The organism is Rheinheimera nanhaiensis E407-8 (assembly GCF_000296695.1).
In the GTDB taxonomy this organism is placed as follows: domain Bacteria; phylum Pseudomonadota; class Gammaproteobacteria; order Enterobacterales; family Alteromonadaceae; genus Alishewanella; species Alishewanella nanhaiensis.
Genome location: NZ_BAFK01000002.1, coordinates 138807 through 154511 on the forward strand (window position 1 = coordinate 138807; position 15705 = coordinate 154511).

General features: G+C 49.0%; 15 protein-coding genes. 11 read left to right on the forward strand and 4 right to left on the reverse strand.

Annotation, left to right across the window (positions count from 1 at the left end):
- The first annotated feature begins 48 nt into the window (after positions 1–48).
- The 9 genes from epd (at position 49) to RNAN_RS02300 (ending at position 8596) form a co-directional block, all read left to right on the forward strand.
- Complete coding sequence (gene epd, locus RNAN_RS02260; RefSeq protein ID WP_008218358.1) at positions 49–1077, forward strand: erythrose-4-phosphate dehydrogenase; 1029 nt, start codon at positions 49–51, stop codon at positions 1075–1077.
- A 1-nt stretch (position 1078) separates the two neighbouring features.
- Entirely contained in the window at positions 1079–2257 is a 1179-nt protein-coding gene (locus RNAN_RS02265) for a phosphoglycerate kinase (RefSeq protein WP_008218360.1), read from the forward strand.
- A gap of 56 nt (positions 2258–2313) precedes the next feature.
- Entirely contained in the window at positions 2314–3378 is a 1065-nt protein-coding gene (gene fba / locus RNAN_RS02270) for a class II fructose-bisphosphate aldolase (RefSeq protein ID WP_008218362.1), read from the forward strand.
- 248 nt (positions 3379–3626) lie between these two features.
- Positions 3627–4397, forward strand: coding sequence for a DUF3450 domain-containing protein (locus RNAN_RS02275; protein ID WP_008218364.1), 771 nt, complete (start codon positions 3627–3629; stop codon positions 4395–4397).
- A 6-nt stretch (positions 4398–4403) separates the two neighbouring features.
- A complete protein-coding gene (locus RNAN_RS02280; protein ID WP_008218367.1) occupies positions 4404–5771 on the forward strand; it encodes a MotA/TolQ/ExbB proton channel family protein in 1368 nt (455 codons plus the stop codon).
- Positions 5771–6298: a MotA/TolQ/ExbB proton channel family protein gene (locus RNAN_RS02285; RefSeq protein WP_237739877.1), complete on the forward strand. Its 528-nt coding sequence runs from the start codon at positions 5771–5773 to the stop codon at positions 6296–6298. Before RNAN_RS02280 ends, RNAN_RS02285 begins: the two co-directional genes overlap by 1 nt.
- Before the next feature lie 12 nt (positions 6299–6310).
- Entirely contained in the window at positions 6311–6715 is a 405-nt protein-coding gene (locus RNAN_RS02290; RefSeq protein ID WP_008218371.1) for an ExbD/TolR family protein, read from the forward strand.
- Between the two features lie 2 nt (positions 6716–6717).
- A complete protein-coding gene (locus RNAN_RS02295; RefSeq protein WP_008218373.1) occupies positions 6718–7335 on the forward strand; it encodes an energy transducer TonB in 618 nt (205 codons plus the stop codon).
- Position 7336: 1 nt separating this feature from the next.
- On the forward strand, positions 7337–8596 hold the full coding sequence (locus tag RNAN_RS02300) for a tetratricopeptide repeat protein (RefSeq protein ID WP_008218374.1): 1260 nt from the start codon (positions 7337–7339) through the stop codon (positions 8594–8596).
- 107 nt (positions 8597–8703) lie between these two features.
- On the opposite strand, the gene prsR is transcribed toward RNAN_RS02300, so the two are convergent.
- The 3 genes from prsR to RNAN_RS02315 are packed head-to-tail and all read right to left on the reverse strand — an operon-like array spanning position 8704 to position 12896.
- Positions 8704–10059, reverse strand: a complete 1356-nt coding sequence (gene prsR / locus RNAN_RS02305) for a PEP-CTERM-box response regulator transcription factor (RefSeq protein WP_008218376.1) — start codon at positions 10057–10059, stop codon at positions 8704–8706.
- A gap of 34 nt (positions 10060–10093) precedes the next feature.
- Positions 10094–12118 carry an XrtA/PEP-CTERM system histidine kinase PrsK gene (prsK, locus tag RNAN_RS02310; RefSeq protein ID WP_008218378.1) on the reverse strand — a complete coding sequence of 675 codons (2025 nt, stop codon included), beginning with the start codon at positions 12116–12118 and terminating at the stop codon, positions 10094–10096.
- Between the two features lie 37 nt (positions 12119–12155).
- Complete coding sequence (locus RNAN_RS02315) at positions 12156–12896, reverse strand: S1 family peptidase (RefSeq protein ID WP_008218382.1); 741 nt, start codon at positions 12894–12896, stop codon at positions 12156–12158.
- A gap of 143 nt (positions 12897–13039) precedes the next feature.
- Between RNAN_RS02315 and RNAN_RS02320 the strand changes: the two genes are divergently transcribed.
- The gene (locus RNAN_RS02320; RefSeq protein WP_008218383.1) at positions 13040–13903 is read left to right on the forward strand and encodes a patatin-like phospholipase family protein; all 864 of its coding nucleotides are present in this window, start codon (positions 13040–13042) and stop codon (positions 13901–13903) included.
- A 42-nt stretch (positions 13904–13945) separates the two neighbouring features.
- On the opposite strand, the gene RNAN_RS02325 is transcribed toward RNAN_RS02320, so the two are convergent.
- Positions 13946–14989 carry a Leu/Phe/Val dehydrogenase gene (locus RNAN_RS02325; RefSeq protein WP_008218385.1) on the reverse strand — a complete coding sequence of 348 codons (1044 nt, stop codon included), beginning with the start codon at positions 14987–14989 and terminating at the stop codon, positions 13946–13948.
- 234 nt (positions 14990–15223) lie between these two features.
- On the opposite strand from RNAN_RS02325, the gene RNAN_RS02330 reads away from it, so the two are divergent.
- Positions 15224–15652, forward strand: coding sequence for a DUF4826 family protein (locus tag RNAN_RS02330; protein WP_040551529.1), 429 nt, complete (start codon positions 15224–15226; stop codon positions 15650–15652).
- Positions 15653–15705: the final 53 nt, after the last annotated feature.

Genomic DNA, 15705 nt, shown 5'->3' on the forward strand with positions numbered 1-15705 from the left:
GGTTAATCTAATGGGATCAGTTATGGTCCCATTTTTCTATGTGGTGTTATGGCAATCCGACTGGCAATAAATGGCTTTGGCCGTATTGGCCGCAATATACTGCGGGCAATTTATGAAAATGGCTTGCAACACCAGTTGCAGGTGGTGGCAATTAATGAACTGGCCGATGCTAAAGGCGTAACGCACCTGTTAAAGTACGACTCGTCGCACGGCCGTTTTGCCTTTGATGTGAGTGCCTTTGACGGCGGTATCCGGGTTGCCGGTGATGCTATCAGGCTGTTTTGCGAGGCGGATCCGCTGGAGCTGCCGTGGCGTGAGCTGCAGGTGGACATCGTGCTGGAGTGTACCGGTGTATTTCATAGCCGTGAGCATGCTAACTGGCATTTAACTGCCGGTGCGAAGAAAGTGTTGTTTTCCCATCCGGCCGACAGCGATATGGATGCCACTATTATTTATGGCATTAATCAGCAGCTGTTAACGGCGCAGATGTCGGTGGTATCAGCAGGCTCCTGCACCACTAACTGTATCGTACCGGTGATCCAGGTGCTGGATCAGCACTTTGGGGTAGAAAGTGGCACCATCACCACTATTCATGCTTCGATGCACGATCAGCAGGTAATAGATGCTTATCATCCGGATCTGCGCCGTACCCGCGCGGCCAGCCAGTCGATTATTCCGGTGGATACCAAATTAGCGCTGGGTATAGAACGTATTCTGCCAAAATTTGCCGGCCGCTTCGAAGCTATAGCGGTGCGGGTACCTACCTTAAATGTTACCGCGATGGATTTAAGCGTCACGCTGCATCAGGATGTCAGTATTGCGGCCGTTAATCAGGTGCTGGCGCAAGCGCGTCAGGGCGCCTTAAACGGTATTTTAGATTACACCGAAGAGCCGCTGGTATCAGTTGATTTTAACCATGATCCCCACTCTTGCATTGTCGATGGTTCACAAACCCGGGTCAGTCATAAGCGGCTGGTTAAATGTCTGGTCTGGTGCGACAACGAATGGGGTTTTGCTAATCGCATGCTCGATACCGCGCGGGCGATGATGCAACCGAATTTACAACAAGGAGCTTGAAATGTCTGTTATTCGCATGAGCGATCTGGATCTTAACGGCAAACGCGTGCTGATCCGGGAAGATTTAAACGTGCCGGTAAAAAATGGCAAAGTTACCTCAGATGCCCGCTTAAAAGCCGCTATTCCAACCATTGAACTGGCACTGAGCAAGGGGGCCAAAGTGATGGTGATGTCACATTTGGGCCGGCCGGAAGAGGGCGTGTATGACGCTGAAGCCTCATTGCAGCCGGTGGTCGATTATCTGGCCCAGGTATTAAAGGCACCGGTGCGCTTAGCCGCTGATTATCTGGGCGGTATCGACGTTGCGGCTGGTGAAGTGGTGGTATTTGAAAACGTGCGCTTTAACAAAGGCGAGGGCAAAAACGACGATAGCCTGGCGCAAAAGCTGGCCGCGCTGTGCGATGTGTTTGTAATGGATGCTTTTGGTACCGCACACCGCGCTCAGGCCTCAACCCATGGCGTGGCCAAATATGCGCCTGTGGCCTGCGCCGGCCCCTTGCTGGTAGCCGAGCTTGACGCCTTAGCGGCAGCATTAAAGAACCCAAAACGGCCATTGGTGGCTATTGTGGGTGGCTCTAAGGTGTCGACTAAACTTACCGTGCTGGAATCGCTGTCTGGGATTGTTGATCAGTTGATTGTCGGCGGCGGCATCGCTAACACCTTTATTGCGGCAAACGGTAATAATGTGGGTAAATCTTTATATGAGGCCGATTTAATTGCCGAAGCGCAGCGCTTGATGGCGCAGGCCAAAGCGCGTGGCGGCAATATACCGGTGCCAACCGATGTGGTGGTTGGTCAGGCTTTTAGTGAAACCACTCCCGCCACGTTAAAGCCGGTATCAGCCGTTGCCGCTGAGGATATGATTTTTGATATAGGCCCGGATACCACAGCCCAGCTGGTGGAGATCTTAGAAACCGCCGGCACCATCGTCTGGAACGGCCCGGTCGGGGTGTTTGAGTTTGACCAGTTTGCCAAAGGCACAGAAGCGATAGCACAGGCTATAGCGCAAAGCCCGGCATTCTCTATTGCCGGTGGCGGTGATACCCTGGCGGCGATAGATAAGTACAATATTGCTGACAAAGTATCTTATGTCTCAACCGGTGGTGGTGCCTTTTTAGAGTTTTTAGAAGGTAAAACCTTACCGGCAGTGGCTATACTGGAACAGCGTGCTAAAGCATAAAACATAATAATAATGTCATATTACAACTGTACCCTAAAAGATTAAGAGAGGATTTCATGGCCCTTATTTCACTGCGTCAGATGCTGGATCATGCCGCCGAGTTTGGTTACGGCATACCCGCGTTTAACGTCAACAACCTCGAGCAGATGCGCGCTATTATGCTGGCAGCGGATAAAACCGACAGCCCGGTGATAGTGCAGGCTTCTGCTGGTGCGCGTAAATATGCCGGTGCGCCTTTTTTGCGCCACTTAATTCTGGCGGCAGTAGAGGAGTTTCCGCATATTCCGGTGGTGATGCACCAGGATCACGGCACTTCACTGGCTGTGTGTCAGCGTTCTATTGCGCTGGGCTTTTCTTCCGTGATGATGGATGGCTCTTTAGGCGAAGATGGTAAAACGCCGATGGATTATGCCTACAATGCCGATGTAACGCGCAAAGTTGTTGAAATAGCGCACGCTTGTGGTGTCTCGGTTGAGGGCGAGTTAGGGTGTTTAGGCTCGCTGGAAACCGGTGCTGCCGGTGAGGAAGATGGTATCGGCGCTGACTGTATATTAAGCCATGACCAGATGCTGACCGATCCGGAAGAAGCGGCGCAGTTTGTACGCGAGACGCAGGTCGACGCACTGGCGATTGCCTGCGGTACCTCGCATGGCGCTTATAAATTCAGCCGGCCACCGACAGGCGATATTCTGGCGATTGACCGTATCAAGGCCATCCACGAGCGTATTCCGGATACGCACTTGGTTATGCATGGCTCATCATCTGTACCGCAGGACTGGCTGCAAATTATCAATGAATATGGCGGCCAAATTCCTGAAACCTATGGTGTGCCGGTAGAGCAAATTCAGCAGGGTATTAAATACGGTGTGCGTAAAGTCAATATCGATACTGACTTACGTTTGGCCTCCACTGGCGCAATTCGCCGTTATCTGGCGAAGCATCCGGCGGAGTTTGACCCGCGCAAATATTTGCAGGAGTCAGTCAAAGCGATGATGGAAATTTGTATTGCCCGTTATGAGGCATTCAATGCCGCAGGACACGGCAGTAAAATTAAACCCATATCATTGGATGCGATGGTTACTTTATATGCCGCAGGTAAACTGACACCGAATATAAAGTAAGCTAAAAAATTAATGAACTATAACAAATAAATTTTCATTTGTTTAATAGTGCATAAATTGGGTGCAAAACCGTGCAAGGTACCGCGTCAGAGCAGACCTCTGGGCGCCTGAGTTGGCTTGACAAGGGCGTTTTTACCTGTAATGATGCGGACGGTTTACCCTCTAACCGAGGGCCTTTTCTGTCGTTAAGAATGGCTGGGCCCTTACAACTTCAGGTTACGTTAATCAGCAATAATTGGTTGGGAACTATGTTTAACAATAAAATTCGCAAGAGTCTTGTTGCAACAGCTCTGGCCGGTACCTTCGCGTTATCTGCGAACGTTCTGGCAACAGATTTAAAAGCGTTGCAGCAGGAAGGTAGTCAGATCCAACGCGCAGCAGTGCAGTCTCAGGAAAAAATCAACACTATTTATGAACAGTCACAGGAATTACTGGGCGAGTACCGCCAGGTTGTTGACCAGACTGAGAACCTGAAAGTTTATAACGACTTTTTAGCAACGCTGGTTGCCGATCAGCAGCGCCAGATCAATTCAATTCAGCGTCAGATTAACGGCCTGGAAGATACCCGTAAAGGTACAGTGCCGCTGATGTTCCGGATGATTGATGCATTAGAGCAGTTCGTAAAGGCAGACATCCCTCTGCGTACCGAGCGTCGTTTAGAGCGCGTTGAGCGCCTGCGTGAACTGATGGGCCGTTCAGATGTGCAGTTATCTGAGCAATACCGTCAAATCCTTGAAGCATACAGCATTGAAGTGGGCTACGGCTCAGAGCTGGCTGCATTCCAGGGCAACTTACCGCTGAACGGTCAGGACATCACGGTTGAGTATGTGCATGTTGGTCGTCTGTCTTTAATGGCACTGGCGCTTGATGGCAGTGCTGGCTGGGTGTGGAACAAGCAAACCTCGAGCTGGGATGAGTTACCAGGTTCATACCTGACCTCAGTAGGCCAGTTCATCAAGATGGCGCGTCGTGAAGCCACGCTTGAGATGGATCGCGTACCACTTATCGCAGCGGAGTAAGAACAGATGAAACAAGTATTTAAATCAATGTTAATTGCCGCAGCGGTAACATTATCCGCTGGTGTTGCTTTTAACGCAGCCGCCAACACTGAAAAGCTAGATCAGCTGTTAGAGCAACTGAAAAAAGAACGTACAGTAGAAGGCCGTATTAACCAGGAACGCGAGCGTGCGTTCTTAGCTGACCGCGCTGACAAACAAGCATTATTAAACACCGCTAAGCGCCAGTACTCAGAAGAGGAAGCTCGCGGTAAACGTTTACAAAAAGAATATGCTGACAATGACATTTTAATTGGTCAGAAGCAGCAAGAGTTAGAAAGTGCCTTAGGTACTATGGGTGAGTTGTTTGGTGTAGTACGCCAGTCAGCTAACCAATCTATTGGTACTATCACCGGCTCTATCGTCAGTGCCCAGTACCCAGGTCGTGACGTACCACTGCGCTCTGTTGCTTCTGCGACTGAATTACCAACGCTGACAGAAATGGAAGAGTTGTGGATGGCGCTGCTGACCGAAATGACCGAGTCAGGCAAAGTGGCTCAGTTTGACGCTGAAGTTGTGAAACTGGATGGTGGTGTTGAGACTAAACGTATTACCCGTTTCGGTACTTTCCACCTGACAACGGAATCTGAGTACCTGATCATTAACAACGACACTGACCAAATCCAACCACTGGGCCGTCAGCCACAGTCAAAAATTCATAACTCAGTGGCGGCGTATCACAACGCTAACAACGGTGAGATCACTGGTATTTACCTTGACCCAACCAAAGGCAACAGCTTACTGCGGTTAAACCAGCAGCGTTCTACTCTGTTTGAATACTATCAAGCGGGTGGCGAAGTAGGTTACATTATCACTGCGGTATTCTTTATCGGTTTACTGATTGCGCTTGAACGTATCCTTGTATTGTCTGCTGTTGGCGGTAAGATCCGTGCTCAGCTTAAAAACCTGGCTAACCCGTCAGATTCAAACCCATTGGGCCGTATTCTGCGTGTTTATCATGAGAACAAAACTGCTGATGCAGAAAACCTGGAGCTTAAACTGGATGAAGCCATTCTGCGCGAGACACCAAAAGTGGAACGTGGCATTGGGTTAATCAAGCTGTTCTCTGCGGTAGCACCGTTACTGGGTCTGTTAGGTACTGTTATCGGTATGATCCTGACATTCCAGCAAATTACGCTGTACGGTACTGGTGACCCGAAACTGATGGCAGGCTCTATCTCTCTGGCGCTGGTAACAACAGCTCAGGGTCTGGTTGCAGCTATCCCGTTACTGTTTGTTCACTCTATTGTATCGTCAAAAGCAAAATCAATTTTGCATGTGTTAGATGAGCAGGCTGCCGGCATTATTGCTGCGCACGCGGAGCAGGAGAAAGCCTAATGATACTCCAGCTAGTAGAGCTGTGGGAATCTGTTCAGGATTTTATCCATACCGGTGGCAACGTCTTGTACGTTGTCGCCCTGGTACTCTTCGTCATGTGGTTTTTGATGATAGAGCGCTACTGGTTTCTGAAAACGGAATATCCAAAAATGAAAAAGGATATTATAGCCCGTTGGGACGCCAGAGCTGATACCACGTCATGGTATGCGCATAAGATCCGTGATTGTTGGATTTCCGAGGCTTCAGATAAATTAGATCAGCGGATGCTGCTGATTAAAACCCTGGTTGCACTGTGCCCGCTGGTAGGCTTGTTGGGAACCGTAACTGGTATGATTGCTGTATTCGATATTATGGCGACACAAGGTACTGGTAACCCAAGAACCATGGCGACAGGTATCTCTATGGCGACTATTCCGACGATGTCTGGTTTGGTTGCGGCGATATCAGGTGTATTTTTCAGTGCGCGGTTAGACGTACAGGTGAAGCGAGAGAAAGCAAGCCTGGCTGACAGTCTGCCGCATCATTAAAGAGAGTTTTTTATGGCACGCAAACGTATTCGCGAAGCTGAAACGGCAGAGATCGATATCACGCCGATGATGGATATCGTATTCATCATGCTGATCTTCTTCATCGTTACGACTTCTTTCGTGAAAGAGGCCGGTATTGATGTAAACAAACCCGAAGCTGCACAAGCTCAGAAGAAACCCAGTGCAACTATCTTTATCGCTATCCGTGCAAACGGTGAGATTTGGATGGATAAACGTACGGTAGACGTTGAGCGGGTGTCTGCAAACATTGAACGGCTACGTGCCGAATCACCAACCGATACGATCATCATTCAGGCTGATAAAGAAGCTAAGCATGGTATCGTGATGGAAGTTATGGATCAGATTAAAGCAGCTGACCCATCGCTGGTGATCAGTGTGGCCGGGGAGACTAAGTAATTATGGTACGTTTCCTGACATCGTTAATAATCGGTGCGGTGGTAACGTTTCTGTTGTTTTTAATGATGGCTACTTTGCTGCAATCCAGTGGAAAGCGTGAAGTAAAAGAGCAAGAGCGTATTGTTATCGAGATCAACACTACGCCGCCAGACTCAGAAACGCAGACGCGGCGTCCGCCACCGCCACCGCCGCCACCACCGCCAGCTCAGCCGCCTAAAGCGCCTCAACCTGAGCCTGACAATGTAAATGCTGCTGGTGCTATCGGCTTTAATATGCCGGGACTGGAGTTAGGTGCAGGTGCAGGTGGCCTTGGTGACCCATCCAGCATGATGCGCGATGGTGATGCAACGCCAATAGTGCGGATTGAACCGCGCTATCCGGTGCAGGCCGCACGTGATGGTTTACAAGGCTGGGTAAAGCTGCGTTTCAGCATTATGGAAGACGGTAGTGTGGACGAGGTTGAAGTGATTGAAGCTGAACCACGCCGCGTGTTTGATCGTGAAGCCATTCGTGCACTTCGTCGCTGGAAATACAGCCCGAAAGTTGTTGATGGTAAGCCGATGAAACAGACTGGCCAGCAAGTACAACTAGACTTCACTCTCGACATGGCCGGAGGTTAAGATGAAAAAGTTGACAAAACTTACCTCAGCTTTAATGGTGATGACGGCTTTAGGCGTATGTTCCGCACCTGTATTCGCAGCGGTTCAGCCAAACATGGCCAAGGTGGAAGAGCGTAAAGCGCGGAAAACCCAAATCGTTGGCGAGCGCGTTGGTAAGGTGTTAGTAAAAGCCTTTGAGTTATACAACGAAGATAAAGTGAACGAAGCTATAGCAGCCTTGTTGGATGTGAGTTCAAGTAACGAATTTGATACCGCTACATTAAATCGTTTCTTAGGTAATCTATATGCCACTAAGGACGAAAAACAAGCTATCAAATATCTGACGCTCGCTGTGAAGCCTGATGTGCTGACGTTTGCTGACCAGGCGTCTTCGATGAAGTTGCTGGCGGACATGTTACTGCAGGATAAGCAGTATCAGAAAGCGATTAAAGCCTATGAAGACTGGATTATGTTCACTGGTGAGCAAAATTCAGACGCTTATATGCGTATAGCCAACGCGTACTGGTTGATGACTCAGTACGACAAAGTGCTTTCTCCGGCTGATGATGCTATTCGGTTCGCAGCAAAACCAATAGAAGGTCCTTATCAGCTTAAAATGGCTGCGCTTTATGAGCTTAAGCGTTATAAAGAGCTGGTAGCAGTGGTGGAAACCATGGTGCAGTTATTCCCGGAGAATAAGCAGTTCTGGGTATATTTGGGCAACTTCTACACCTTAACCGAAGAGTACGGCAAGGCATTAGCGACACTGCAAATGGCTTACTCACAAGGTTATCTGGAGAAGGACTCAGAAGTAAGGATGTTAGCGCAAATGTACGCTAACAATAATATTCCTTACAAAGCGGCTGTGACGATGGAAAAGCATATGAAGAGCGGTTTGGTGAAGAAAGATAAAACCAACCTGAACTTCATTGCTTCAAATTTCCAGTCTGCGCGTGAGTTTGCCAAAGCAGCAGATTACTATGGTGAGTTGGCTAAATTGACCAACGACGCCGATGCTTATCGTCGTCAAGGTTCTGCTTATTCAGCAATCCAAAAGTACAATGAAGCCATAGCCGCTTACGACAAAGCGCTGTCATTAAATGTCGATAAGCCATCTAGTGTTTATATGAGCCTGGTAGATGCTTATTTCTATCAGAAGAAATATAAAGAAGCTTATGCAGCGTTAATGAATGCGAAAAAAGATCCTGCTATGTCCCGTCAGGTGCGTAGTTGGGAGTCGTATATCAGAGACAAAGCCAAACAAAAGGGCATCAGCCTGTAATGAAAAACCCCACTTCGGTGGGGTTTTTTGTCGATTTTAATCATCGGGCTTAGAGGTAAGTTGTTACCTTTTATCGCTCAGCGAAACTAAGCCATTTGGGTATCGGGTTAAACTTCCGTTTCAGTATTACGCAAATCGTGTAAGCGATACTTATCAATCAGGGCATACAGTGTCGGCCGGGTAATACCCAGGCTGTCGGCCGTTTTTGATAAATTGCCATTGGCCAGAGTGTAGGCGTGGCGGATAGCTTGTGTTTCTGCCAGCTCGCGTACTTTTCTGAGGGTGTCGGTTTTAATCTGTTGGCTGGCCAGTCCCAGGTCTTCTGCACTTATATATTTGCTGTCGGCCAAAATGACCGCTGATTTTAGTTTGTTTTGCAATTCACGAATATTGCCTGGCCATGGATACGCCAACATAGCTTGTAGCGCATTGTCACTGAAACCTTGTACCTGAGTATTAAACTCCTGGTTAAACCTATGCAGCAAGGCTTTGGCTATTACAGCAATATCATGCCCGCGCTCACGCAGGGGAGGGATGGTTAAGGTGATTTCGCTAATGCGATAGTACAGGTCTTCACGAAAGCTTTGCTGAGCAACCATATCGGCAAGATTACGGTGGGTGGCGCAGATCACTCTGACATCTACTTCAAGCTCCTGGCGTCCACCAACGCGCTCAATAACCCTTTCCTGTAAAAAGCGTAACATTTTTGCCTGCAGGCTAAGCGGCATATCGCCTATTTCATCCAGTAACAGGGTGCCACCATTGGCGCACTCTATTTTGCCCAGTGTGGTTTTGTTGGCGCCGGTAAAAGCGCCTTTTTCATAGCCAAACAGTTCACTTTCCAATAGGTTTTCGGGTATTGATGCACAGTTAATGGCCACAAAGGGTTTTTTATTACGCGGACTTTGCCGGTGAATAGCACGGGCAAATACCTCTTTACCCGTGCCGCTTTCGCCAAGCAACAACGTTGTGATCTCGGTAGGCGCTATTTTTTCCACTGTGCGGCAGGCTTTTAAAATGGCCTCGCTGTTACCGATAATATCGTTACTGACCATACCGGCGCTTTTCAGCGCCCGATTCTCGGCTTCAAGTTCGCTTATTTTAAAAGCCCGCGCCAATATTATGCTTAACACATTGACATCAATTGGTTTTTGATAGTAGTCATAAGCGCCGAGCGCTATGGCTTTTAAGGCATGTTCGTTGTCAGTGTTACCGGTGAGTACGATCACTTTGCACTCTGGCTGTGTGGCCAAAATATCGTTTAAACAGGCCAGCCCTTCGCTGGCGTTAGCAGCATCGGGGGGTAAACCTAGATCCAGTGTGACAACCGCAGGTTCATAGCGGCGCAGCTGGCTCATCGCAGAGGCTCTGTCGGCAGCAAACACCAGTTCGTAGTCTGGTAAACTCCATTTCAGTTGTTTTTGAATGCCAATGTCATCTTCAATGACTAATACTGTCTTCATGCAACAATCCTTGTAATTATCTTATGGCCCGCTGCTAGTTTAACGGAAGCATAAGGCTAAAGGTAGTTCCGACACCTTGTTCACTCTTTACCAGCAGTTGCCCCTGATGCTGCTGTGCAAAGTGTAGCGCATCATAAGCACCAACGCCCATGCCAGAGTTGCCTTTTGTCGAGTCAAAGGGTTTAAACAGACGTTGCTGGATAAATTGCTCTGACATACCGCAGCCGGTATCGCTGATACTAATGCAAAGGTTACTTTGCCCGAGCGTAAGGCGAACGGTAATGGTACCGTCATTAGCAGTGGCGTGCTGGGCATTGTCGATTAAATGGTACAGCACACTGGCAAGACGCTCCTTATCGATAGACAGCTGTACGTCCTGCTCTGCGATGAGTAATGGTAACGGCTGTTTCGCCGCGCAGCGCTGCGTGATGACTTGCTCTATCAAGTTGCGTACGCTAAAGGTGCTGGCCATTGAGGTGGTGGTACGTTTGTTACTGAGCTGATCCAGCATATGCCCAAGCCGCTGCTGCATGGCCGCGAGCGTGTCGAAGGTATCGGCAATAAACTCGGGGTTATCCTTGTGGCGCTGGCTATTGGTCAGGATCAAATCGATTTGCGCTTTCACGTTTTTCAGATCATGTACAACAAAGGCCGACATCCGGCTGAAGGCAGCGAACTGTGCATTTTCACTTAAGGTTTTGCTGGCTTGCATCAGCATCAGATAACTGGAGATCTGCTCGGTAACGAGCATCAGATAATCCCTAAGCTCCCAGTTCAGTTTTTGCTTGTCTACCTCGGGTGCGTTCATCAGGCATAAACCCCAAAGCTCTCCTTCAGAGTGTATCGGCAAGATTAACTGGATATCGACACTGGCCAAATCTTGCTGGGCACTGGCGAAAGGATCCTTGGGATCAGACAAGTCCACCAGCCAATGTTGCTGAGCGTAACGCGCTGCATAACGGTTTATCAGCGTCATTTCATCAACTGATAAGCTGCTGCGCCCGCTACAGGAAAGTAGCCGCGCCGGTGTGGTATGACTTAGCCGCACCAGGCAGCCCCGGCTATAACCTATGGCATTTAACCAGGCTTGTAACAGCGTATCGTATTGCTCGGCGCTGCTTAAATCGACCTGGCGTAAATGCCGGGTGAGTTCCAGCCATTTTTGCCGGTAATCAAATTTATTAGCGAAGAAGTGCTTTTCAATAAAGACGCGGAAATGTCTGCGCACAGTGCCGGAGAACAGCATAAGCGCCAGCATGGCAAACCCCAGAGCTAAAAACGTGGTTTGCAGCAGGTTTGACCAGGTGCCGCCAACATAACGCAGGTAAAAGCCTACTATGGATATTAAACACAGATATAGGCCTGAGGCCAGCACCAGCGAGCTTTGCAGTACGATATCGCGGCTAACATAAACGCTGATGCCCCAGGCCTGAATACGGCGTACGGCAACGATGGCTATCGGTATCATTGCAGTATAAACATAACCGCGGGCGGCCCATAACTGGTTATCGACCTGACCGAACAGTGCAGACTCCGCCAGCAATACAAAATCGAACAATAATGGCACACTTAAACTTAATATCAGCGGTTTGTATTGCCAGCGGTTACCTGCCGCTTTGCGGTACATTGCTTCCAGTAAGGCCAGTTGTAGCACCCCAAGCACCAGACTGCCGGTAAATATCAGGTTGGCCGTTAACCAGGATGAGGTGCAAAGCATAAACCACAGCAAAAGCGTCAGGCTGAGTAACCAGACCGTGCGGGAGCTGAAAAATTGCGGCAGGCTTTGGCTTTTTGCGCTAAGTGCAGAGAGCAGAAATAGCAGCAGCAAATAGCTGCGGCCGAGTTCAAGACCTAAGGATGTCAGGGTAGAGTAAGGTACAATTTGGTTAAGGCTATAATACAACGCCCAGGCTAAACCTCCCAGTGCCCAACTGAGCAGTAACAAACGGGGCAGGTTTTTTACCCGGGTAACCAGGATCAGCAGAAAAAAGACAAAATACGCCAGTGCAGCCAGCATAAAGCCAATTTTATCTACAGCAAGTTGGGTCAGCAGATCCATAGCAGTGTTACCGTCCAGACAGCATTTTTAAGGTGGATTATTGCAACAGCGGCAGTAAAAAGCGCACAGGGATAGCATAGCTAATGGCACTGGGATCGCTAAGCACGGCTTCACGGGTAGATTTGACGTATACCTTGTTAATAACACCGATAACGTCGCCAGTTTGCGCATTATACAGCGGGCTACCGCTGTTACCCGGGTAAGCTGTGGCGTCTAACTGATACACCAGATAAGGCTGCTGCAGCCGGCGCAGTGCCGCAGCTTGCAGCTGGCCAGAGTTATCCGCCGGTATGGCAATAGGGGTTAATGCCGAGATGATGCCGCGGTGTGTGGCCGGGTATAAGCCCAGCACAGCCGTAATAGGAAAGCCGGTAAAAGCAATGGCAGTGCCTTCGGCCTGAAGCTCGGCAGAGCCCAGCGTTAAGGCTGGCAGACGTTCTTTAATCGTCAGCACGGCCAGATCATAGGCTGCTTCATGGCGACTGCTGATAATAGGGTGTACTTTAACCTGGTCTGCACTGCCGGAGAGCACCACATACTGCTCATTTTTATCGTTATTTAATCGTGGTGCAATGACATGGTAATTGGTGGCAATTTTGCTGCCATCTGCAACCGCAAAGCCAGTACCAATTAAACGGATCCGGGGCGCGCCAAGTGGGTTATGAATACCAATGGCGACTACAGAGGGTTTAACCTTAGCAATGGTATCAGGCAGGCTGGCAAGCCCAGGTAACGGCCAGCACAGCAGCAAGGCAAGACAATACCAAACACGATACATAAGCCAGACATTCCTTATCTACATTCTTGTGTTCTGGCATCATCTTAGCCCAGATTGGCACAAATAGCTGCATCAATCTCTGGCAGAACACGCAATATGTCCCATACTAACAAAGTGATGTAAATGCTAAGGACAGAGCCCGTATGCCGTTTCAAACCAACGCACAGATAGTGCCTATTTTTTCTGGCGGTGGTACCCGCTTAAGTTGTTATATCGGCATCTTGCAAGCGCTGAATGATATGGGGTTTCGTTTTAATCATCTGGTAGGCGTGTCTGGCGGCAGTATCGTTGCATCCTTGTATGCTGCAGGCTGGAGTTTACCTGACATTAAAGCCCTGGCGCTACAAACCGATTTTCGTCAGTTCTGGAGTTTCTCTTTTACCTCACTGCTGCGCAGCGGTGGTTTATGTAATGGCAACCGGCTGGAGCTATGGCTGGACAAGCAATTACAGGGCGCGACGTTTGACAGCCTGAATTATGATTTGCACGTATTAGCCACCGATATTAATGGTGGCGGGCCTGTGGTGTTTAATAAAAGCCTGACACCTAAACTTAAAGTATCAAAGGCAGTGCGCTTCTCTATGTCAATTCCGCTGTTTTTTTCCTTTCAGGCGTTTGAGAATCATATTATGACCGACGGTGTGATCTTGTCTGAAGATGCGTTGCACCATGACTGGTCGGGTGCCGGGTTACCGCTGATTTGCTTTCGGCTAAAAAGTGATGCTGAAGCCAGGCCTTTGCAGCCGCGCCGTTACTTTCCGCTGGTTTCTTATCTGATTATGCTGACCCGCACCTTTATGAGTGCAGTGTCGCGCGAGTACGTGCATGCTGAGCACTGGCACAACACCATAGTGGTGAACACCGGGGCAGTGTCATCAGTCGATTTTGCCATGAACAGCGAGCAAAAGCAGATGTTGTATGATGCCGGCTATAACACCGCCAGCCAGATAGTTCCGCTTAAATTGGCCCAGCTGTTTGCGGCTAAACCGCAGGGGGCCCAGGCATAAAAAAAGCCACTTTCCAGTGGCTTTATCGGACGCGAACCAGCTTTAAGCTTTGCCGCGACGGATAATTTCCTGCGCCATCAGATCGGCAACAACGCTGGTCGGTTGCTGTTCAGCATCCGCGCGTTGGAACAGGTTTAGCAGTGTATCGTAAATGGCCATCACTTTTGCCGTTGACTCAGCCTCAGAGTAACCTTGTGGCCGCATTTCAAAGGCAACATTGATAATACCACCGGCGTTAATCACATAATCCGGTGCATATAAAATGCCTTTTTGCCGCAGCACTTCACCATGGCGCGCTTCTTTTAACTGGTTATTAGCACAGCCGGCGATAATACGCACTTTAAGCTGGCTAATAGTGTTGTCGTTTAGTGTTGCGCCCAGCGCGCAAGGTGCATAAATATCGGCATCGACGCGGTAAATATCATCCAGTCCTACGGCGACAGCAGCAAACTGCTCAACGGCGCGCTTAACGGCATCCTGGTTAATATCGGTCACGATTAATTTAGCGCCATCGCGGTGTAAATGTTCACACAAATAGAAACCAACACTGCCAAGGCCCTGTACCGCCACCGTTTTACCACGTAAATCATCGCTGCCAAACTGGTGTTTAGCGGCGGCTTTAATGCCACGGTATGTACCCAGCGCAGTAAAAGGTGCCGGATTGCCGCTTTTACCTTCTAAGCCGGCGACAAAAGGTGTCTCTTTGTTGACGATCATGATATCGCCGGTGGTAATGTTGACATCCTCTGCGCTGTAATAGCTACCAGATAACCGGTGAACCATACGGCCAAAAGCACGGAACAGTGCTTCAGATTTAATGCTTTTGGCATCGCCGATAATCACCGACTTACCACCACCCAGCGGTAAGCCCGCCATGGCATTCTTATAGGTCATACCGCGTGACAAGCGCAGCACATCATTAATAGCGTCTTCATCAGAGGCGTAATTCCATAAACGGCAACCGCCAACCGCCGGGCCTAAGGCGGTACTGTGTACCGCAATAATGGCTTTTAAACCGGTTTCTGCATCACTGCAGAACACCACTTGCTCATGATTATCGAATTCAGAATGATTAAATACTGCCACGACTGATTTCTCCGTATATTGGCCGCCAAATGGGGCGCACGTCTGTCTGGTAACTGGCGGCTTAATGCCTGCTTTTGCGCGGCGCAATGTAACATTTCAGCCTGGCTTACACCAGAATTCAGCAAAAATAATGCCTGGTCAGGCCAGTGAATTGTCGACAATCTGTCAAGGCGCTTGATTGTCGGCGGTGAGTCACCTAAAGTAGCGCAAACATTAATGCAGGAACCAAAACTGATGAGTGAGCAGTTAACTCAGCAACAAACGGAACAAGCCAGAGCCGAGTGGGTGCGGGCGCAGTTTCAAAAAGCCAATGAACATTTAGCCAGTAAAGGCATCATACCGGATAATGTTGCAGTAAATGACAGCCGTTATTTGCCGCCTTATCTGGCGGTGTGGAAACTAAATACCAAAGATAAGCAGACCTTTTGGGTAATTAGCGGTGATTTGCCGACCGATCACTTGCCATTGTCAGCGGCAAAAGATGCGCGAGAAGCGGTGCGGGCCTTTTCGCTAAATTGGCAGCTTAAAGCACAGCAAATTATTGCCGCTGCCACAATGGATAAAACTCAACAAGACTTTGCTAACTTATTGATTGGCCGCGCTCAGGGCTTATATGAGATGTTTGAAAAAGATGAGCTATGGCGCAGCAGTCAGTTGGCCTAACTGTAGCTTAATCTTTACAAAAGAAAAAAACCGCAATTAATGCGGTTTTTTTT